The organism is Amycolatopsis sp. cg9, from assembly GCF_041346945.1.
Classification (GTDB): Bacteria; Actinomycetota; Actinomycetes; order Mycobacteriales; family Pseudonocardiaceae; genus Amycolatopsis.
In genome coordinates, this window is sequence record NZ_CP166850.1 from 5,886,166 (window position 1) to 5,906,588 (window position 20,423).

Sequence of the window (20,423 nt, forward strand, 5' to 3'; positions counted from 1 at the left end):
CAGGCGCCGGTATAGTGCTCGGGCACAGGCACCGATCCGGCGATCACCGGGGAGCCTCCGGAAGAACGGGCCGGCCGGCCCCGGTAGAACCGGACGGGATGTCGCACGTCACGCGGCCGAAGCGAGGGGCACCCGGTCCGCCGGGGGCAAGCGGGGTGGTACCGCGGAGAGCCGGGCAGCCGGGCTTCGTCCCCGCAGGGATGAGCTGACACTCATCCGTGCGAGACGTGACGAAGCCGAGGAGCCCGCGACCATGACCGAGAACAGTCCGTTCACCCCGCTGCCGGCCGACGTCGACTTCGGTGCCCTCGAGCGCGGCGTGATCACGTGGTGGCAGGACAACGACGTGTTCGCCCGCAGCCTGAAGCAGACCGCGGACGGCCCGCCCTGGGTGTTCTACGAGGGGCCGCCCACCGCGAACGGGCACCCCGGCACCCACCACGTCGAGGCCCGGGTCTTCAAGGACGTCTTCCCGCGCTACCGCACGATGCGGGGCTACTCGGTGCCCCGCCAGGCCGGCTGGGACTGCCACGGGCTGCCGGTCGAACTCGCCGTGGAGAAGGAACTCGGGCTCTCCGGCAAGCCCGACATCGAGCAGCTCGGGATCGCCGAGTTCAACGACCGCTGCCGGGAATCCGTGCTGCGCCACGTCGGCGAGTTCGAGCAGCTCACCGAGCGCATGGGCTACTGGATCGACCTGTCCCACCCCTACCGGACGATGTCGCCGGAGTACGTCGACAGCGTCTGGTGGTCGCTGCAGCGCATCCACGAGGCCGGCCGGCTGGTCGAGGACTTCCGGGTCGCGCCCTACTGCGCCAAGGACGGCACCACGCTGTCCGACCACGAGGTGGCCCAGGGCTACGAGGTCGTGACCGATCCGTCGGTCTACGTCCGGTTCCCGCTGACCACGCCGGTCGCCGGGGTCGCCGGGGCCGAGCTCCTGATCTGGACCACCACTCCGTGGACGCTCGTGTCGAACACCGCGGTCGCGGTGCACCCCGAGGTCACCTACGTCGTGGCCCGCACCGCCGAAGGCACCTTCGTGGTGGCCGAGCCGCGGGTCGCCGCCGTGCTGGGCGAGGACGCCGAGGTCTTGGCGACGGTGACCGGCGCGGAGCTGGCCGGGCTGCGCTACCGGCGTCCGTTCGACCTGGTCGAGATCCCCGACGCGCACGTCGTGGTGCCCGCCGAGTACGTGACCACCGCGGACGGCACCGGCCTGGTGCACCAGGCGCCCGCGTTCGGCGCGGACGACCTCGCGGTCTGCCGCGCGAACGGCCTGCCGCTGGTCAACCCGGTCGGCCCGGACGGCCGGTTCCTCGCCACCGTGCCGCTCGTGGGCGGGCTGTTCTTCAAGGACGCGGACGCGCCGCTCGTCGAAGCACTGCGGCAGAGCGGGGTGTTGTTCCGCTACGAGGAGTTCGAGCACTCCTACCCGCACTGCTGGCGCTGCCACACGCCGTTGATCCACTACGCGCAGCCGTCGTGGTACATCCGCACCACGGAGGTGCGTGAGGCGCTGGTGCGCGAAAACGAGCGGACCAACTGGTTCCCCGAGCACATCAAGCACGGCCGCTACGGCGACTGGCTGGAGCACAACGTCGACTGGGCGTTGTCGCGCTCGCGGTACTGGGGTACGCCGCTTCCGTTGTGGCGCTGCGGGAACGGGCACGTCACGGCCGTCGGCTCACGCGCCGAGCTGGGTACGCTGGCGGGCCGGGACCTGGCCGGGCTGGACCCGCACCGCCCGTACGTCGACGCGATCACGTTCGCCTGCCCCGACTGCGGGGAGACCGCCACCCGCGTCCCCGAGGTGATCGACGCCTGGTACGACTCGGGCGCGATGCCGTTCGCGTCCCTCGGGTACCCGCACCTGCCGGGCAGCGTCGAGGCGTTCGAAAAGACTTACCCGGCCCAGTACATCTGCGAAGCGATCGACCAGACCCGCGGCTGGTTCTACACCCTGATGGCGATCGGCACGCTGGTCTTCGACAAGTCCTCGTACGAGAACGTCGTCTGCCTCGGCCACATCCTGGCCGAAGACGGCCGCAAGATGAGCAAGCACCTCGGCAACATCCTCGAGCCGATCCCGCTGATGGACGCGCACGGCGCCGACGCGCTGCGCTGGTTCATGGCGTGCTCCGGTTCGCCGTGGTCGGCGCGGCGGGTCGGTGCCGGGCCGCTGGCCGAGATCGTGCGGAAGGTCCTGCTGACGTACTGGAACACCGCGTCGTTCTTTTCGCTCTACGCGGCGGGAGCGGCCTGGACGCCGGAATCGGCGCGCCCGGCCGGCGCGCGGCACGTGCTGGACCGCTGGATCCTCGCCGAGCTGCAGGCGCTGACCGCGGGGGTCACCGAGCAGCTGGACGCCTACGACACCGCGCGTGCCGGCCGGCTGCTCGCCGACTTCGTCGACGACCTGTCGAACTGGTACGTCCGCCGGTCGCGGCAGCGCTTCTGGGCCGGGGACCAGGACGCGCTTTCCACGCTGTACGAGTGCCTCGACGTGCTCACCCGGCTGCTGGCGCCACTGGTGCCGTTCATCACCGAAGAGGTGTGGCAGCTCCTCGTCCGCCGCGGCGATCCGGCGGCGGCCGAGTCGGTCCACCTCGCGACCTGGCCGCGGGTGCGGGACGAGCTCCTCGTCGCGGAGCTGCCCGGGCAGGTCGCGACCGCGCGGGCGCTGGCCGAGGCCGGTCGCGCGGCGCGCAAGACGACGAGCATCCGGGTGCGGCAGCCGCTCGCCCGCGCGCTGGTCGGCCTGCCGCCGGGCGTCGCGCTGCCCCAGGACCTGCTCGACGACGTCGCCGACGAACTGAACGTCAAGGCGCTGCACCCGCTGGACGCGGCGAGCGCGGTCGTGGACGTCCAGGTGAAGGCGAACTTCCGCGAGCTGGGCAAGCGGTTCGGCAAGCGCACCCAGCAGGTCGCCACCGCGATCGCCGGGTCGGATCCCGGGGCCGTGGTGGCGAGCCTGCGGGACCGGGACGCGTTCACCGTCGACGTGGCGGGGGAAGAACTGGAACTGGGCGCGGCCGACGTGCTGGTGACGGAGGTCCCGCGCACGGGCTGGGTCGTGGAATCGCAGCGCGGCGTGACCATCGCGCTGGACACCGAGGTCACGCCGGACCTGGCGGCCGAAGGGATCGCCCGCGACGTCGTCCGGGTGGTGCAGCAGGCGCGCCGGGACGCCGGTCTCGAGGTCGCCGACCGCATCACCCTGACGATCGGCGCCCCGGCGGAAGTGCGGCAAGCCGTCCTGGCGCACCAGGACTTCATCGCCCACGAGACCCTCGCGACTTCCTTGACCGTGTCCGGGGAAGCCGAGGAGATCGCCGTGCGGGTCGCCAAGGCGTGAGTCAGGCGACCCGGTCGCGGGGCCTCCCCGCGGTGGACCGCGCGAGGGCGCCGTCGATCCGCGCCAAGCTGCGCTCGGGGCCGAGCAGGACGAGGAAGTCGAGCAGCAGGTGACCGGCGGCGCGCCCGGTGACGGCGGTGCGCACCGCCGTCACCGACGTCTTGGCGAGCTCGCCCTTGAGGAGGGCCGAGAGCGTTTCTCCGGTCCACGGGGTGAGGGCGGCCAGCGCGTCGCGGGCGGCCTGCAGCGCGTCGAAGTCCGCTTCGTGGATCGCGGCGGGCTCGTCGTCGAAGAGGACCGCCGCCGCCCGCGCGGCTTCGGGAAGCGACTTCGCCCGGCGCCGCAAGGCGGGAGCCGCCCGGGTGAGCAGGGCGAGCCGGTCCCCGTCCAGCGGGGCCAGGTACGGCAGGAGCGCGTCGGTGAACTCCTCGGCGGTCAGCTCGCGCAGGTGAGTCGTGTCGAGGTCGGTCAGCCGCTTGACGTCGAGCCGGCCGGGGCGGGTGCGGACGCGCCGGACGTCGAAGTCCGCCACCAGCTCCGCCGGCGTGAAGACGCCGCCGCGCGTGGGGTGCGACCAGCCCAGCGCGGCCAGGTAGTTGACCATCGTCCGCGCTTGGACGCCCGCGTCGCGGTAGCCCAGCGCGTCCGCGGCGGGATCCTCCTGGCTGTTGAGGATCTTCGCGTTCGAGGCGAGCACCATCGGCACGTGCCCGAGCCGGGGGACCGCGCGGGCGACGCCGATGCGTTCGAGTGCCCGGTAAGCCGCGAGCTGGCGCGGCACCAGCGGCAGCATCGCGTCGCCGCGGATGTTGTGCGTGATGCCCATCAGCGCGTCGTCCACCGGGCCGGCGAGCGCGAAGGTCGGCCGCCCGTTGGCGCGCACCAGCACCGGGTCGGCCGCGTCGCCCGCCTTGAAGACGATCTCGCCGCGCGCGAGGTCGTCGAAGACCGTCTCGCCCGCGGGCAGGCGCAGCCGCAGCGAAGGGCGGCGGCCGGCGGCGCGGTGCGCGGCCTTTTCCCGCTCGCTCGAGTGCCGGTCGGCGTTGTCGTAGCCGAGCCGCGGGTCCTGGCCGGCCCGGGTGCGCCGTTCGGCGACCTCTTCCGGCGTCGAGAACGATTCGTACAGCTCGCCGGCCGCCAGCAGCCGCCGGGCCACGTCGAGGTGCAGCTCACGGCGCTCGGTCTGCAGGTACGGACCGTGCGCGCCGCCGGTCCCCGGCCCCTCGTCCCAGTCGAGGCCCAGCCAGCGCAGCACGTCGAGCAGGGGCTCGTAGAACTCGGGCCGCACCCGGGCCTCGTCGGTGTCCTCGACGCGCAGGACGAAGGTGCCGCCGTGGTGGCGGGCCAAGGCCCAGTTGAAGACCGCCATGCGCACCAGGCCGAGGCTCGGCCGGCCGATCGGCGAGGGGGCGAAGACGGTGCGCACCGGCGCGGGGGGAAGGTCGTGCATGGTCGTACTCCACGGGTCGTGACTGGTGGACTGGCGGGGCTCAGGAGGCGGCGGGGACTTCGGCGGGCTGGGGGTTCTTGCGCGCGGCCCACGCCACGACCGCGCCCGTCGGCAGGCTCGCGAGCACGAACGCCGCGCCCAGCACGAACCACCCCGGGGAACCCCATTCGATCATCAGGAACGTCAGCAGGGTGGGGGCCACCATGACCGCGGCCGCGTAGCCGGTCATCGAGAAACCCTGGTACTGGCCTTGCTTCCCGGGCGGGGCGAGCTTGAAGGTGATCGTCCAGACGGCCGCGGACACGAGCATCTCGCCCAGCGCGAGCACCGCGCCCGCCGCCACCAGCAGGACGATCGACAGGGCCGTCGGGCCGAAGGCCGAGAACGAGAAGAGCGCGCACGCGGCCAGCAGGACGAAGCCGGACAGCCGGGCGGTGCGCACGGCCCGCGCCATCGTGCTCACCCGCATGCCGATCCGGATCTGGAAGAGGATCACCGCGACGCTGTTCAGCACGAACAGCACGGTGACCACGGCGGTCGGGACGTGGGTGTGCCGGGTGATCCACAGCGGCACCACCAGTTCCAGCAGCACCGTGTGCAGCGAGAGGACCGCGGTGATCGCGGTGAGTGCCGCGAAGGGCGCGTCGCGCAGCACGGCCCGTTTCGGCGCGCCCGCCGCCGGCGCGGGGGCCGGCGGGACGTAGGGGAGCGACCGGAACAGCGCCGCCGAGACGAAGTAGCTCAGCACGTTCACGATCAGCACGACCGAAAACGCCGTCGGCGTCGCGATCTGCAGGGCGATCCCGGCGACCGCGGCGCCCACGCCGATGCCGATGTTGTTGACCGAGCGCACCACCGCCTGCGTCCGGACCACGCCCTCGGCGTCGACCAGGCCGGCGATCAGGGCTTGCAGGGCGGCGCGCGATCCGCGTTGCACCACCACGAAGAAGCAGGCCGTGACCAGCAGTGCGGCGAAGCTGCGCACGAACAGGTACCCGGCCGTGCCGACGCCGTTGAGCGCGACGAGCCACGCGGTCGTCGCGCGCGGGCCGAGCCGGTCGGCCAGGTGCCCCAGCGGCATGCCCGCCGGCAGGCCGACCGCGCCGGCGATGGTCAGCCCGAGGCCCAGCTTGGCCGGCGAAAGCCCGGCCACCTGGGTGAAGTAGAGCGCCGAGCAGGTCATGAACGCGCCGTACCCCGCCGTCAGGAACAGGCTCGCGAGCGCGATCCGGCGCGCGGCCGCGGGTATCGAGCGGAACACCGGGAACTCCTTCGCGTCAGGACAGCAGCAGCCGGGGGCGGCGGAGGTCGAGCCAGGCGGCCAGGTTCAGGCAGCGTTCCAGTCCACTTCGGACACCGGGCGCGCCCGGCTCCCGAACCGCGGCCGCCAGCCAGGCGCGGTTCACCAGGTCGAACACCGGGTGCGGCCGCTCGGCGAGCAGCTCGTTCGCCTGCTCCCGCAACGCCGCCAGGTAGCCCGCCGCCTGGATCGACGGGTAGGCGCTCTTGACCCGGGTGGCGACCGAGTGCGGCAGGAGGTCGCCGGCCGCCGCGCGCAGCAGGCTCTTTTCCCGGCCGTCGAAGCTCTTCTCGGCCCAGGGCGCGTTGTGGACGTACTCCACCAGCCGGTGGTCGCAGAACGGCACGCGCACCTCCAGCCCCGCGGCCATGCTCAGCCGGTCCTTGCGGTCCAGCAGCATGCGCATGAACCGGGTGATGCCGAGGTAGGACGTCACCCGGCGGTCGCGGGTCTCCTCGTCGTCGCCGGGCAGGTGCTCGACCTCGGCGACCGCCTCGGCGTAGCGGTCGCGGGTGTAGCCCGGGATGTCGAGCAGGCCGAGCAGCTCGGGCCGCAGGACGGTGCCGTCGCGGCCCTGCCCGTTCGCCGGGGCGCCGTTCGCCGCCGACATCCACGGGAACGTGCCCGCCCCCTGCGCTTCGGGCGAGCGGTGCCAGTGGTAGCCGCCGAAGACCTCGTCGGCGCTTTCGCCCGACAGCGCCACCGTGGAATGCTTGCGGATCGCGCTGAACAGCAGGTAGAGCGAAACGTCGGTGTCGCCGGTGCCGGCCGGGACGTCCCGGGCCTCGATCACCGCGCGGCGGACCGCCGGGTCGGCCATCGCACCGGCGTCGAGCACGATCTCCGTGTGCACGGAACCCACGTGCGCGGCCACTTCGCGGACGTAAGGCGCGTCGGGGGTGGGCCGCGCCGCGTCGGGCACGTAGGTTTCGCTCTGGCTGGCGAAGTCGACGGAGAAGCTGTGCACCTTTTCGCCGTGACCGGCCAGTTCCCGGGCGGCGAGCGCGGTGACGGCGCTGGAGTCCAGCCCGCCCGACAGCAGCAGGCAGCGGGGGACGTCGGCGATCAGCTGCCGGGTCACGATGTCGGTCAGCAGGTCCCGCACGCGGGCGATCGACCCGGCGCGGTCGTCGGGGTGCGCCACCGTCTTCAGCGACCAGTACGCGTGTTCGCGCGATCCCCGCGCGTCGACCGTGACCACGGTTCCGGGCCGGACTTCGCGCATCCCGGCCCACACCGCGTGCCCCGGGGTCTTGACGAAGGCGAACAGCTCGCGCAGGCCGTCGAGCCCGACCTCCCGGCCGGCCAGGGGATGGGCCAGCAGCGCCTTGGGTTCCGAGCCGAACCGCACCCCGTCCGAAGTGGACTGGTAGTACAGCGGCTTGACCCCCATCCGGTCGCGCACCAGCACGAGTTTCCGCGTCCGGCTGTCCCACACCGCGAAGGCGTACATGCCGTTGAGCCGGTCCGCGACCGCTTCGCCCCACTCCAGGTAGCCGCGCAGGACGACTTCGGTGTCGCCGGTGGTGCGGAAGTCGTGGCCCCGGCGGCGGAGTTCGGCGCGCAGCTCGGCGTAGTTGTAGACCTCGCCGCTGTAGGTGAGCGCGAGGGTCCCGCCCGGGACGTCCAGCGTCATCGGCTGGGTGCTGCCCTCGAGGTCGAGGACGGCCAGCCGGCGGTGCCCGAGCGCGGCGATCCCGCGCGGGTCGACCCACGTGCCGGCCGCGTCCGGGCCGCGGCACGACATGGTCGCGGTCATCGCGGCGAGCGCTTCGGTTTCCTGGCGGAGGTCGCGGTCGAAGGCGACCCAGCCGGTGATGCCGCACATGCGTCTGCTCCTCCGGGTGCGAATTCCTCTGCGGGAACGAAAAAAGTCTCGACGGGGACGCTAGCAGCGGTCGCGGCGCGAAGAGACCGGTCGCGGTAAGCACCGCGCCACCGGGCGGTAATCCCGGCCGCAGCGGGGTTTCCGGGCGCTCATCGAGTGTCCTCTCCGAACAGCCGCGGGAAGTGGCCGATGTCGTCGGAGACGCGGTCGACCAGCGCGGCCATGTCCGGTTCGCCGGGCGGCAACCGCAGGCTCCGGCGGTTCCGCCGCACGGAAGCGGGGGAAAGCGGCAGACCGCCGGCCGCGGCGTAGCGGATGGCGCCCGTCGCGTCCCGGCAGGGCAGCACCTCGCCGCGGGCGTGCTTGCTGGCGCTGAACGGGATGTCGAGCGTGCCGCCGGCGAACGCCTCGACGACGGCGCGGGCCGGGTCCGCGGCCGAGAGGACGGGCCCGGCGAGCTCGTCGACCTCCGCGAGGATCCCCGCGAGTTCCGCTTCGACGGCCTCCTCGTCGACGCGGACGAAGTCCAGCAGCGGCGAGTTCGCCACGGCGGCCAGGCGCATCCCGTCGACGTTCGCCGCGGCGTCGGGGATGCCGAGCGCCTCCTGGTGGGTCTTGGTGACCAGCTTGGCGGCGCCGCCGAGCCGCGCGGTGAGCGCCCCGTAGAAGATCAGCTGATCGGCGTGGACCCGCCGGGCGGGGAACACCCCCATGAACTCGTGCAGCACCGGGTAGACCTCGACGCCGTCCGGCAGGTACCGCCGGGCCAGCAAAGGGATCGCGCGCAACGCGGCGACGTCCTGCGCGAGGTTCCCGCCCTGCGGGTAGGACAGCGACAGGCACGCCACTCCTTCGGCGGCGGCCAGGCTCGCTTCGATGATCCCGACGGCGAGGCTGATCGACGGCGGCACCAGCACCGCGGTCAGGGTGCCGAACAGCTCGCGGTCCAGCGTCAGCCCGGCCCGGTGGAGGTCGCCGGTCAGCGCGTCCACCTCGCGCCAGCAGGCGAGCGAGTGCGCCAGCGGCACGTCCTTGCAGTACGGGAGGTTGTAGGAGATCCCGCCGCCTTCGAACGAGGTCGCGCCGGCGGCCACGGCGACCCGGAACAACGCGCGGGCGTCGGGGGAGCCGTGCCGGATCTCCACCGGGGCGGAGACCGCTTCGACCAGCTCGCGGCCGCGCCGCCAGCCGTGCGCGACCAGGGGGTAGCCGTTGAGCGCCGCCGGATCCGTGTTGACCGCGCGCAACGCCTGGTCGAACCGGTTGAGCCGGGTGAACGAGTCGATGGTCAGCGTCAGGATGTCCGGCGCCGCGCCGGTTTCCAGCTGCCGCAGCAGCCGGAGCATCTCGGCGTGGCCGCCGACGCCGCAGCGGGGCTGGATCGCCGGCACGCCGCGCGTGACCGCCCGCGCGAGCACGTCCCGGGCGGTCGGCCGGGCGCGGGCGTAGCGCACGACTTCGGCCGTGGACGGGAAGTCGGCCTCCGCACCGGGGGCGGCGAAGGGGAGCAGGGCCGGCGGGCCGTTCATCCGGCGCGGGGCGCCCGCGCGGCAGCGGCGCGCCGCTCCAGTTCGCGCAGCAGCGGCACGAGTTCGCCGAGCCCGGCCAGGACGTGGTCGACGCCGAGCGCCCGCAGCCGGTCCTCGGCGCTGCCGTCCTTGTGGCTGCCGACGGACAGGTTTCCGCCGAGCACGATCGGGCACGGCAGGTCGCCGGCGGCGCGGGCGGCCGGCAGCGGGCGCAGGTCGTCGCAGGCGTGGCCGTTGAGGCTGCCGACGACCACCGCGAGGGTCTCCGGGTGCTCGCGCACGGCCTGCGCGAACTCCTCGACCGGCGTGCAGGCACCCAGGTTGACGACGGTGTAGCCCTCGGCCCGCAGCCGGTGGGCGATGAGCTGGTTGGCCACCGAGTGGGCGTCGCTGGCGGTCACGCCCAGGACGATCAGGCCGCGGCCGGGCATCACCGCACCTCCTGCAGCACGGCCTGCTCCCGGGTGGCGCGGACGTCGCGCTTCCCGTTGGCGTTGACCTGGATCTCGGGCACGACGTGGATCCGCCGCGGCACCAGCTCGGGCGGCAGCAGCGTGGCCAGCCCCGCCCGGATCTCCCGTTCCGTCGGCGCGTCCCCGCGGTGGTCGAAGACGACGAACGCCTCGACGACGTCGAGCGTGCCGCCGCGGATGATGTCGAACGCGGCGTCGGCCACCCCCGGCAGCGTCAGGGCGTGCCGGCGCAGCTCCGCTTCCTCGAAGCGGTGGCCGTTGACCTTGAGCTGCCCGTCGGCCCGCCCGAGGTGCAGCAGCGTCCCGCCGGGCAGCACCTCGACGATGTCCCCGGTCCGGTAGGCGCGGCCGCCGAACGCGGGGTCGTCGAGGAACCGGCCGCCGTCCCCGCCGAGGTAACCGCGGGCGATGCCCGCTCCGGCGACCAGGAGCTCGCCGTGGCCGCCGGCTCCCACCGGCTCGCCGCGTTCGTCCAGCACGTACGCGCCGGTGTTCCAGGCCGGGGTGCCGATCGGCACGGTCGGCAGGTCCGGCAGGTCGCGCACCTCGCTGCGGTGGGCGAAACAGCCGATGGTGGTCTCGGTCGGCCCGTAGTGGTTCACCACCTGAACGCCGTCGAGCCGCTCGCCCATCGCCTTCAGCATGGCGGGTTCCAGCGGCTCGCCGCCGATCATCAGCCGGCGCGCGACGGCCCGGTAGTCCGGTTCGAGCATCCGCTCGAACAGCCGGAAGTGGCTCGGGGTGGCCTTGATGAAGTCGTAGGGACGGGCGCGGCGGGCGAACAGGCTCGCGTAGTTCCACGAGGACTCGAGCAGGACGATCGTGCGCCCGTGCGCCAGCGGCACCCACAGCGTGGTGAGCGCCAGGTCGAAGCTCATGCTCGCGAAGACCGGGCAGGCCGCGCCGCCGGCGGCGGGCAGGACGTGCGCCTCGGCCCAGCCGATGTAGTTGACCAGGGACCGGTGCTCGACCTGGACCCCCTTCGGCAGGCCGGTGGAGCCGGAGGTGAACACGACGTAGGCGACGTCGCCCGGCTGCGGTTCGTTCATGGCCGGGGTCGTGCCCGGTTCCGGCAGCTGCGAGGTGTCGACGCCGGGGTAGCCGAAGGTGCAGTCCGCGTCGCCGGTCCCGTCCCACAACACGAACCGGGGGCGGACCTGCTCGAGGATGAGGCGGACCCGCCCGGCGGGGTTGGTCGGGTCGATGGGCGCGTAGGCCGCGCCGGTGGCCATCACCGCGATCATCGCGGCGATGCTCTCCGGGGTGCGGCGCGCGACGACCCCGACGAGCTCACCGGGTGCCACACCCATTTCGCGCAACGCGGCGGCGATGACGACGGCGCGCCGCCACAGCGTGCCGAAGGTGGTCACGCCGCCGTCGCTTTCGATCGCGACCGCGCCGGGGGTGGCTTCGGCCCGCTCGCGGATGAGGGTCACGACGGACGCCGCGGCCGGCTCGTGGTGCTCGCCGGTGAGCGTCGCGCCCGGGAAGCCTGCTGCTCGATGGCCGGCCACGGGGAATCCTCTCTGCCTCTGGCGGTGGGAAGGGGGCCGGCTAGCGCCAGCCGCGGCCGGACACCCCGCGGAAGTCCCACGAGTCCGGCTTGACCAGGTCCGCCAGCGCGGCGGGGACGGTCTGCGCGCCGGTCGCCCGGATCAGCAGGCTCGGCAGCGGCCGGTCGCGGGTGGGCCGCCCGGTCGGCTCGACGAACTCGGCGCCGAGGCCGGCGAGTTCGTCGAGGACCGCGCCCGGGAGGTCGCGGGTCCACAGCAGGAACCGCGTGCCGGGCAGGGTTTCGGCGGCGAGCCGGACGAGGTCGGCCTGGACGTCGCCGCTGCTCGCTTCGCAGTCGACCACCGTCGTGGGGGTCGGGCCGTCGTCGGTGTCCACACCGGACCGATGGGCGACGAGGTATCCTTCCACCGCACCGGTTTCCCCGCGGGCGAGAAGGTAGTAGTACTTCGCCAGCGGGTTCGCCGCACGCCAGCCGAAGTACGCCGCCGTGCGCGCCACGCGGACCCGGCCGTCGTCGGGCAGGGCCGCCGCGACCGCCGTCATGGCCTCGACGTCCGGTGCCGTGGCCGCGGTGATCGCCACGCCGGACCGGGCGCCGCGGGCGGCGGGCAGCGCGGACCACGGGCCCCGGAAACCGTGCCCGGCCGGGCGGTTCAGCACCGCCTGCCCCCACGGGCCGACCTGCTGCCAGCCGCGGATGAGCATCGCGGGGACGGTGCCCTGGTCGCCGAAGTCCAGCAGCCACGGCACGTTGTCCCGGCGCAGGCGGGCGAGCACTTCGTCGACCATTTCGTGGAACACCGGTCCGTTGCGGTGCTCCGGCGCGACGATCGTGTCGGTCAGGCACGGCAGCACGAACCGCTGCCCGTCGACCTCCCAGCCGGACCCGAACACGCCGACCATCCCGGCCAGCTCCCCGCCGGGGGTCCGGGCGAGCACGACGTACCGGCCGTCCAGGTAAGGGTTTTCGTGGTACTTCCAGTCCAGGTAGGACCCGTTGCCTTCCGGCCCGCCGAGCAGCAGCGGGTCCTGCAGGGCGCAGGCTTCCGCGCGGTCTTCGGGCGCGTAGCCGGTGAGCACGAAGTCGCTGGCCACCTCAGGCGTCCCCGCCCTTGGCGCGGACGAACCGCGCGATCCGTGCCAGGGTGCGGAAGTTGTCCTGGCTGATGTCGTCGCCGGTGATGCGGATGCCGAAGTGGTCTTCGAGCTCGACGAACACCGCCAGGAAACGCGAAGAGTCCAGCACGCCGCTGGCGATGAGGTCGTAGTCGGCCGCGAGCGGCTCCACGGGCAGGACCTCGCCGAGGCACGCGCGGAGCCGGTCGAGCACGGCCTGCTCCGCCGCGGTCGCGTCGGTTTTCATCGGTCACCTCAGATCCGGGGTCGGGCGGTGGTCCGGGCTCCCCGAACGTAGCGCGGGCGCCCCCGCGCGGAGGTAATCGCGCGGCACGTGGGGCGCCACCGCGGCGTGCGGTCCGCCGATTACCCGGCGATTACCGCGGCCCGGCGGATTACCGCGCGGTGAGCGGGGCCCCGGCGCCGTTTACCCGGTGGTGGGCGGGCCGCGCCTAGCGTGGGCTCGCATCCACCGCACGACCGAAGACGGAGGTCCAGGTGTCGAAGGGATCCTACGAGGAGAAGGCCGCTCCCGGGTACGCCCGGTCGCGCCACGAGCTGCTCGACGCCGGCCGGGTGCTGCCGCCGCCGTTCGACGGGGTCGCCAAGACCTCGGCGCCGGTCGCGGCCGACGTGTGGGCCCTCGTCGAGCCCATGCTGCGTGAGCACGGCGCCGGGGTGGTACTGCTCGACGAGCCGTTCGCCGACGAGGAGTTCGTCGCGTTCGGCGCCCGGCTCGGCACCGCGACCGAGGAGACCGACCCGGCGGTGCAGCCGTTCGTGACCGGCGGCGTGATCCTCAACCTGCTCGGCAAGAACCGGCGGACCGACGACGTCTCGCTGCAGCCGTTCGCCGAGAACTCGCTGTCGCTGCACACCGAGGGCAGCGGCCGCGTGGCCGCCGACCAGCCGCGGTACATCGTGCTGATGTGCTGCCACCCGGGCCGGCGGCCCACCGCCGCGCAGACCGTCCTGGTGCCGATGGAAGAGATCGCCGGACGGTTGTCCGCGCCGGACCGCGAGGTGCTGTCCCGCACCCGCTACGCGCACCTGCCGCCGGGGGAACCGATCCTGCGCGAGCACGACGGCCGTCCGGTGTTCTCGTTCCGCGACTTCCTCGGCGGACGCCTCGACTGGGTCAACGACGGCGGCGACCCGCCGGAAGCGGTCGACGCGGCGCTGGAGAGCCTCCACGCGGCGATGTACGCACCCGGCGCGCGGGGCGTGCACTGGCAGCGCGGGCTGCTGGTGGTGATCGACAACCGGCGCCACTTCCACGGCCGGACGGCGGGCACCGCCCCGGCGGGTGCACCGCGTCACCTCAAGCGGCTGCGGATCCGCTGATGCGGGGCATCGAGCGCACGACCGTCGGCAAGGTCCCGGACCGGCCGGCCACGGAGGTCGAGTCGTACACGCTGCACACCGGCACCGGCTTCGCGATCACGGCGTGGAGCTACGGCGCGACCCTGGTGGAGGTGCTGGCGGCGGACCGGGACGGGCGGTACGCCAACGTCTGCCTGCGCCTGCCCGACCTGGACGCCTACCTCGACCGGGCCCGCAACCCGTACGTCGGCGCGACGGTCGGCCGCTACTGCCGCTGCGTGGCGGGGGCCGAGTTCACCCTGGACGGCGTGCGCCACCGACTGGACCGCAACGAGGGCCCGCACCACGTCCACGGTGGAGCGGAGGGCCTCGACCGGCACGTGTGGTCGGCGGAGGCGTCCCGCGACGGCGACGCGCTGGAGGTCCGGTTCACGGCGACCAGCCCCGACGGCGACCAGGGCTACCCCGGCGAGCTGACGGTGTGCACGAGCTACCGCGCCGAGCCGGACGGCACGCTGGTGATCGCGCACCGGGCGAGCACGACGGCGCCGACCGTCGTCGGCCTCACGAACCACGCCTTCTGGAACTTGGCCGGGGAGGGGACGATCGACGACCACCGCCTGCGCCTCACCGCGACGGAAGCGGTCCGGTTCGACGCGGACCTGGTCCCGCTGCCGGGACCGCCGGAAGCGGTGCCGGGTACCGCGCGGGACTTCACGGCGGAGCGGGCGTTGGCGGGGGTGCGGGTGGACAACTGCTTCCTGGTCCCGGGGGAGGAGGAGCTGGCGGCGTTGACGCACCCGGCGAGCGGCCGCGTGATGCGGGTGAGCACGGACCAGCCGGCGGTCGGGGTCTACACGGGGGACTGGTTTTCCGGCCGTCCGCGCGGCGGCATCTGCCTGGAGACGGGTGCGTTCCCGGACGCGCCGAACCGGCCGGACTACCCGTCGGTCCGCCTCGACCCGGGTGAAACGCACCGGCACCGGACGGTGCACCGCTTCGGGGTGGCCGACGCCGGGTGACTTGCGCCGGCACCGCGCGGTGCGCCGGTTCGGGTGGCCGACCCAGGGTGACTCGGGCCGGCATCGTGTGGTGCGCTGGTTCGGGGTGGCTGACGCCGGGTGACTCGGGCCGGCACCGTGTGGTGCACCGCTTCGGGCGCTCCGGCACTGGATGGTGCGCCGCTGCGGCTACGCAGCCGGTTCCAGCGCTGTCTGCCCCTCGCGGGCGCGTTCCCGGTGCCGCGAATGACTCATTCGCGACCTCCAAGGTCCCGAATGAGTCATTCGCGACCTCGGGGCGACCCAGCACCACAACCCGTGAAGCGGGGGTCAGCCCAGCGGGTGGTGGAGGTAGGTCCGCCGCGGGGAACCCTTGCCGCCGAAGATCGGGCCGCAGCGGGCGAAACCCAGCAGGACCATCACGTCCACTGTGGACTCAAGGTCCGGATTCGCCTCGGCCCGCAGCGCGTCCGCGCCGCTCTCCCGCGCAATCGACACCGCACGACGTAAACACTGCGGTCCGGCCAGAGAACCCACCAGATCGGGGTGGACGGCGAGCCTGCTCAGGTAAGCCGGGGTACGCGCCTCCGGAAAGACCCCGGTGGGCGGCTCGAAGGCCGGGTGCCAGGTCAACGTGAACATCGCGGCCGCGCGGTCGTCCGCGCGCAGCAGGTGCACCACCCCCGCGCGCACGCGGGACTCGGTCGTCGCGGGGTTGCGCGCCGGGACGGGGGAAGCGAAGCGGCGGCCCTGGTGCCGGTCGCTCGCGCAGAGCAGTGCGTGGACCTCGGCGGCGTCCGTCGCGATTTCCCAGTGCTGCGTGGTCATCGGTTCCCCGTTCGTCGGGCGGCACGCGGGGGCGCACGGTCCGGGAGAACCGTGCGCGTCCCGCTCACCGCGGCAGGTCGGCGCAGGTTTCCGCGCTCTGCTTCTCCTCGGCGAGGAAGATGGTCTGGGCCATCATCTTGTAGTCGCGCATGCTTTCGCGGAACACCTCGATGGACTCCTCGGGGTGCACCGAGTCGATGACCGCGTTCGGGCCGATCGCGTTGAACTGGTGCGAAGTGCCGCGCGGGATCTGCATGTCCACCCACGAGTTCTCCGGCACGATCAGGTTGTACCGCGTGCGCCGGTGGCCCTCCGGGGTGCCGGGCAGGTCGTCTTCGAAGGCTTCGGGTGCGAACGGCGTCACACCGGGGACGTCGCCGACGATGAACGGCGAAAGGCTGGAAACGCGGATGCGCGTGCCGGGGCCGGTCATCATGCGCACGAACCGCAGACCCGTGTGAAGGTGCATGCGGGAACACATGTCCCGCTCTTCGACGTCGTAGAAGTCCATCAGGTAGCGGTCGGCGAAGTAACCGTCGAACGGGCTCGCCAGCATGTAGACGTCGCCCTCCTCGAACGTCTGGGCGCGGACGATGCCCTCGGCGTCGGGGGAGGTGGCTTCTTCGGACTTGTGGGCTTCGCGGACCACCGACGCCAGCCGGTCGACGATCGCGAAGGCGATGTCGGCGGGCCATTGGGCGACCGGTGTCACCCGGTTCTGCGCCGGGTCGCGGAACCCGATGAGGTCCTGGACCTCGTTCTCCTCGTCCGGCGCGTGCTTCATCGTCTGGGAAACCGCTTCCATCGACCAATCCTTTTCCTCGGCGTTCCGGGCTCTCGCTCCGGGGCGAACGGCGATTCGTCGGGATCGCCAGTGATCCTGGCCGCCACCGAACGTACGGTGCCGGTGCGACATCTGTACAGTTACGAATTCAGGGATCCGCTCATCGCGCGGTAATCAAGGACGCGGTATTCACCACGGGAAATCGCGCTTTACCGTCCGGTTACCCCGGACATTTTATGTCGCCGGGGTCGATTACCCGGTGATGAGGGGGCGAAGAGCGGCGTGGTTGGCCGGGCCCGGACCGAATCGCTAACGTGATCGGTGCCCGCAATTCGGGGCGAAATCACCGAAGTCGCACCTTCGCGCTGCCGGCGGCTCGTGCCGGCCCCATCCCACGCCTGCGGATCTGGTGAGCTGTCCGCTCAGGCCCGGCCCAGAACGGAGCCCGGTTCATGCCGCTGTTCGATCCCCCGTCCCGGCCACGGCGCATAACGGTTCCCGAAGACGCGCGAGCCTGTGCCGCGCTCGCCCGGCCCGCCGAAGCGGACCTGGACACCTTCTGCCCCGACGTCGACGACCGGCTGCTCGACGTCATCGCCCGGGCGGAAGACCCCGGGGACGCCTTCGAACTGCGGGACCTGTGGCTCGGCCGCGTCGAACACGAACTCGGCGCCGACGCCCTGCGCCCCGGGCTCGCCGAGCTCTGGCGCGGTTCCCGCCCCCGCCGGCACGTCGGCGCCGAAGAAGCACTGACTTCGCGAGCCACCGTCCGGTTCGTCAAGGAGCTCTTCAACTGGTACTTCCGCGACGACCTCTACGGCGACCTCGCGGCCGACCGGCAGCTGCTGCTCTCGAGCGGCGCGGTCGACGAAGAGCGCTGGGGACTGCCCGCGGCGCTCAAGGACTGCGTGCGCTTCGCCCTCGACCGCGACTGGTACGGCTACTCGGACTCGCGCGGCCGGATCCCGGCGCGCGAAGCCGTCGCCGCGTACGAGAACGCCTTGATGGAGCGGGACGTCTACGACGAGCACAACGTCGCGCTCACCATGGGCGGCACCTTCACCGTGAGCACCCTGGCCGACTTCCTCCTCACCGGCCGGACCGGCCCGACCGGGCCCGCACTGTGCGGCATCCCCAACTACCCGCCGCTGGTGGAGGCGGTCGCCCGCCGCGGCGACGTCCGGCTGGTGCCGCTGCCCAGCACCGCGGGCCGGACGTCGCTCGAGCCGCTGATCCAGGCGTTGTCGGCCGACACGCCGCTGGTGCTGATCCAGACCGCCGCCAACCCCACCGGCGCACTGGTCGACGAGGACGAGCTGACCCGGCTGATCCGCGCCGCGGGCCCGCGCACCACGATCATCCTCGACGAGTGCCACGAATGGCTCGGGCCGCGGCGCACCCGGGGCACCGCCCGCGCCGCCGCCAACGTCGTGCGCGTGTCGAGCCTGTCGAAGAACTGGTCCGCGCCGGGCATGAAGATCGGCTGGATCCTGGCCGGCCGGGAGTTCATCGACGAGTACTACGAGCACGCGTCGACCGCCTTCGGGGGGCCGCCGTCGTTCCTCTACACGGTCGTCGAGCTGCTCGCCCGGATGGAACGCTGGCTGGTCACCGGGCTCGACCGGCCCGGCGCGGCCGAGGTCGCGGAGTTCGAGCCCGCCTACCGCCTCGACGCCGACCGGCTGGGCGTGGCCTACGCGGGCTACCGGCGGGAGCGCTGGGAGCGCCAGGACGCGCTCACGGCGTTGCGCGACGCGGCGTGCCACCGGCTCTCGGCCGTGGCGAGGGTGACCGTCCCGGCGTACTCCATCAACGCCGCCGTCCGCGTCCCCGGCTGGGACGACAGTTACCGGTGCTTCCGCGACCTGCTGCGCACCACCGGGGTGTCGACCTACCCGGGCATCCTCAACTTCTGCTTCTCCGGCGGGGTGGTCCGGGTGACCACGGCCCGGCCGTGGGCCGAACTGGCGGAGGCCGGGGACCGCCTGGCCTACGCCGTGGCCGAGCCGGGGGTGCTCCGTGTCTGAGCTCGTGCCGGCCGGGTTCGCGGCCCGCGCCGGGCACAAGGCGGTGCTCGGCATGATCCACCTGCCGCCGCTGCCCGGCAGCCCGTACCACCGCGGCGGCACGTTCGCCGGGATCACCGAGACCGCGGTGCGGTCCGCGCGCGCCCTGGAGAACGGCGGCGCCGACGGGTGCCTGGTCCAGACCGCCGATCGCGTCTACGGGACCGAGGACGAAGCCGATCCCGCCCGCGTCGCGGCGATGGCGCTGGTGGTGGCCGAAGTCGTGCGGGCCACCGGACCGGACTTCCGGACCGGGGTGCAGATCATGCGCAACGCGATCTCGGCGTCGCTGGCCGTGGCGTCGGTGGCGGGCGCGTCGTTCGTGCGCGCGGCCACGCTGGTCGGGGCCACGCTCAGCCCGCAGGGCCTCGTCCAGGGCGACCCGCTGCGGGTGATGACCTACCGCCGCGCCATCGAAGCCGGGGACGTCGCGGTCGTCGCCGACGTGGACTCGATGCACTTCTCGTGGCTCACCGGGGACAAGACCACCGGGCAGGTCGCGAAGCACGCCGTGGACGCCGGCGCGGACGCGGTCACCCTGGCCCACCGCGACGAGGACACGGCGCTGGCGATGATCGCGTCGGTCCGCGAGACGGCACCCTCGGCACCGGTGCTCCTCGCCGGGCACACGAACCACCGCAACGCCGCGCGGTTGCTGGGCGCGGCCGACGGCGCGTTCGTCGGCACCTGCCTGGAACGCGACGGCTGGGGCGGTGAGATCGACGAGCGGCTCGTCCACGACTACGTGCGCGAAGTCCGCGCGGTGCGGCAGTGAACCACGAAGGGCGGGCGAGACGCGGATGAAGGCGGAAGTGCTGGTGCGGCAGGCGGATCGGCTCGGCGCGGACCTGCGGGCGTGCTCGGGCGGGATCGCGGAACGGGTGGCGGACCTCTCGGCGGCGCCCGGGTTCGCCGGGATCGGGCGGGTCGTCCTGCTCGGCAACGGCGATTCCCACCACGCCGCCCACGCCGCCGCACTCGCGTTCGCGCGGTTCGCCGGCGTCGCGGCCGACCCCCTGCCCGCGCAACGGTTCGCCGACCACCCGGACCCCGCGACGGGTCCCGGCACGCTCGCCGTCGGCGTCTCGGCCTCGGGTGGCAGCCCGATGGTGGCCGAGGCCCTGGGTCTGGCGCGGGAACTCGGCGCGGTCACCGTGGCGGTGACCGGGCGGTCCGGCACCGCCGTCACCGACGCCGCGGAGCACGCGCTCGTCACCGCACTGCCGGACCTGGAACCGTCGCCGGGCGTCCGCACCCACCAGCTCAGCCTGCTGACCCTGCTCGAGCTCGCGATCGGGCTCGGCGCGCGCCGGGCCACGTTGTCCACAGTGGACGCCCGCGGGCTGGTGGCGGAACTCGGCGGCCTGGCCGCGGTCGTCGAAGAAACGGCGGGACTCGTCCGGCCCGCCTGCGTCAAGACCGCGGCCGACATCGCGCACGCGCCGCTGCGGGTGTTCCTCGGCACCGGCCCGAGCCACGGCACCGCCCTCCACGCCGCCGCCAAGCTCATCGAGGCCACCGGCGCGCCCAGCATCGGGCAGGACACCGAAGAGTGGTGGCACGTCGAGCGGTTCTGCCGGCCCGCGGACATCCCGGTGTTCGTGCTCGCCCAGCCCGGGACCGCCGAGCGGCGGGCGCGGGCCCTCGCCGAACGGGCCCGGCAGCGCGGCCGCCGGCTGCGCTTCGTCGGCGGAAGCGAGGCCGACATCCCGGTCGCGGGCCCGGTGCGGGAGGAGTTCGCCCCGCTCGTGCACGGCGTCTTCGCCCCGTACCTCGCCGCGGCGATGGCGGCCGAGCTGGACCGCGAACCGTTCCTGGCCGACCTGCCCGGCTGAACCCCACCGAGGAAAGG

16 protein-coding genes are annotated in these 20,423 nt (G+C 73.3%); 6 read left to right on the forward strand and 10 right to left on the reverse strand.

The annotated features are described in order from the left end of the window. Positions 1 to 253: 253 nt before the first annotated feature. On the forward strand, positions 254 to 3,358 hold the full coding sequence (gene ileS / locus AB5J73_RS28080; RefSeq protein WP_370961661.1) for an isoleucine--tRNA ligase: 3,105 nt from the start codon (positions 254 to 256) through the stop codon (positions 3,356 to 3,358). Position 3,359: 1 nt separating this feature from the next. On the opposite strand, the gene AB5J73_RS28085 is transcribed toward ileS, so the two are convergent. The 8 genes from AB5J73_RS28085 to AB5J73_RS28120 all read right to left on the reverse strand — a co-directional run bounded on the left by AB5J73_RS28085 (position 3,360) and on the right by AB5J73_RS28120 (position 12,816). Then, on the reverse strand, positions 3,360 to 4,808 hold the full coding sequence (locus AB5J73_RS28085) for a glutamate--tRNA ligase (RefSeq protein WP_370961662.1): 1,449 nt from the start codon (positions 4,806 to 4,808) through the stop codon (positions 3,360 to 3,362). Positions 4,809 to 4,848: 40 nt separating this feature from the next. After that, positions 4,849 to 6,069, reverse strand: a complete 1,221-nt coding sequence (locus AB5J73_RS28090) for an MFS transporter (RefSeq protein WP_370961663.1) — start codon at positions 6,067 to 6,069, stop codon at positions 4,849 to 4,851. Positions 6,070 to 6,085: 16 nt separating this feature from the next. Then, positions 6,086 to 7,936 carry an asparagine synthase (glutamine-hydrolyzing) gene (asnB, locus tag AB5J73_RS28095; RefSeq protein ID WP_370961664.1) on the reverse strand — a complete coding sequence of 617 codons (1,851 nt, stop codon included), beginning with the start codon at positions 7,934 to 7,936 and terminating at the stop codon, positions 6,086 to 6,088. Between the two features lie 149 nt (positions 7,937 to 8,085). Then, a complete protein-coding gene (locus AB5J73_RS28100) occupies positions 8,086 to 9,465 on the reverse strand; it encodes a methylaspartate mutase (RefSeq protein WP_370961665.1) in 1,380 nt (459 codons plus the stop codon). Continuing rightward, a complete protein-coding gene (locus AB5J73_RS28105) occupies positions 9,462 to 9,896 on the reverse strand; it encodes a cobalamin-dependent protein (RefSeq protein ID WP_370961666.1) in 435 nt (144 codons plus the stop codon). The genes AB5J73_RS28100 and AB5J73_RS28105 overlap by 4 nt, the downstream gene beginning before the upstream one ends. Further along, complete coding sequence (locus AB5J73_RS28110) at positions 9,896 to 11,452, reverse strand: amino acid adenylation domain-containing protein (RefSeq protein ID WP_370961667.1); 1,557 nt, start codon at positions 11,450 to 11,452, stop codon at positions 9,896 to 9,898. Before AB5J73_RS28110 ends, AB5J73_RS28105 begins: the two co-directional genes overlap by 1 nt. Positions 11,453 to 11,492: 40 nt before the next feature. Continuing rightward, on the reverse strand, positions 11,493 to 12,548 hold the full coding sequence (locus AB5J73_RS28115; protein ID WP_370961668.1) for a GNAT family N-acetyltransferase: 1,056 nt from the start codon (positions 12,546 to 12,548) through the stop codon (positions 11,493 to 11,495). Position 12,549: 1 nt separating this feature from the next. Next, on the reverse strand, positions 12,550 to 12,816 hold the full coding sequence (locus tag AB5J73_RS28120; RefSeq protein ID WP_370961669.1) for an acyl carrier protein: 267 nt from the start codon (positions 12,814 to 12,816) through the stop codon (positions 12,550 to 12,552). A gap of 251 nt (positions 12,817 to 13,067) precedes the next feature. Between AB5J73_RS28120 and AB5J73_RS28125 the strand changes: the two genes are divergently transcribed. Then, a complete protein-coding gene (locus AB5J73_RS28125; protein ID WP_370961670.1) occupies positions 13,068 to 13,913 on the forward strand; it encodes a TauD/TfdA family dioxygenase in 846 nt (281 codons plus the stop codon). After that, positions 13,913 to 14,914, forward strand: coding sequence for an aldose epimerase family protein (locus tag AB5J73_RS28130; protein WP_370961671.1), 1,002 nt, complete (start codon positions 13,913 to 13,915; stop codon positions 14,912 to 14,914). The genes AB5J73_RS28125 and AB5J73_RS28130 overlap by 1 nt, the downstream gene beginning before the upstream one ends. 309 nt (positions 14,915 to 15,223) lie before the next feature. Here the strand turns inward: AB5J73_RS28130 and AB5J73_RS28135 are convergent, their stop codons facing one another. Then, positions 15,224 to 15,721 (reverse strand): hypothetical protein, encoded by a 498-nt coding sequence (locus AB5J73_RS28135; RefSeq protein WP_370961672.1) that lies wholly within the window; start codon positions 15,719 to 15,721, stop codon positions 15,224 to 15,226. Between the two features lie 64 nt (positions 15,722 to 15,785). Then, positions 15,786 to 16,526 carry a hypothetical protein gene (locus tag AB5J73_RS28140; RefSeq protein WP_247024876.1) on the reverse strand — a complete coding sequence of 247 codons (741 nt, stop codon included), beginning with the start codon at positions 16,524 to 16,526 and terminating at the stop codon, positions 15,786 to 15,788. Between the two features lie 431 nt (positions 16,527 to 16,957). Here AB5J73_RS28140 and AB5J73_RS28145 point away from each other — a divergent pair, with 431 nt between their 5' ends. The 3 genes from AB5J73_RS28145 to AB5J73_RS28155 are packed head-to-tail and all read left to right on the forward strand — an operon-like array spanning position 16,958 to position 20,406. Further along, positions 16,958 to 18,532: a pyridoxal phosphate-dependent aminotransferase gene (locus AB5J73_RS28145; RefSeq protein WP_370961673.1), complete on the forward strand. Its 1,575-nt coding sequence runs from the start codon at positions 16,958 to 16,960 to the stop codon at positions 18,530 to 18,532. Further along, positions 18,525 to 19,346 (forward strand): BtpA/SgcQ family protein, encoded by an 822-nt coding sequence (locus tag AB5J73_RS28150; RefSeq protein ID WP_370961674.1) that lies wholly within the window; start codon positions 18,525 to 18,527, stop codon positions 19,344 to 19,346. The genes AB5J73_RS28145 and AB5J73_RS28150 overlap by 8 nt, the downstream gene beginning before the upstream one ends. Positions 19,347 to 19,371: 25 nt before the next feature. Further along, entirely contained in the window at positions 19,372 to 20,406 is a 1,035-nt protein-coding gene (locus AB5J73_RS28155) for an SIS domain-containing protein (protein ID WP_370961675.1), read from the forward strand. Positions 20,407 to 20,423: the final 17 nt, after the last annotated feature.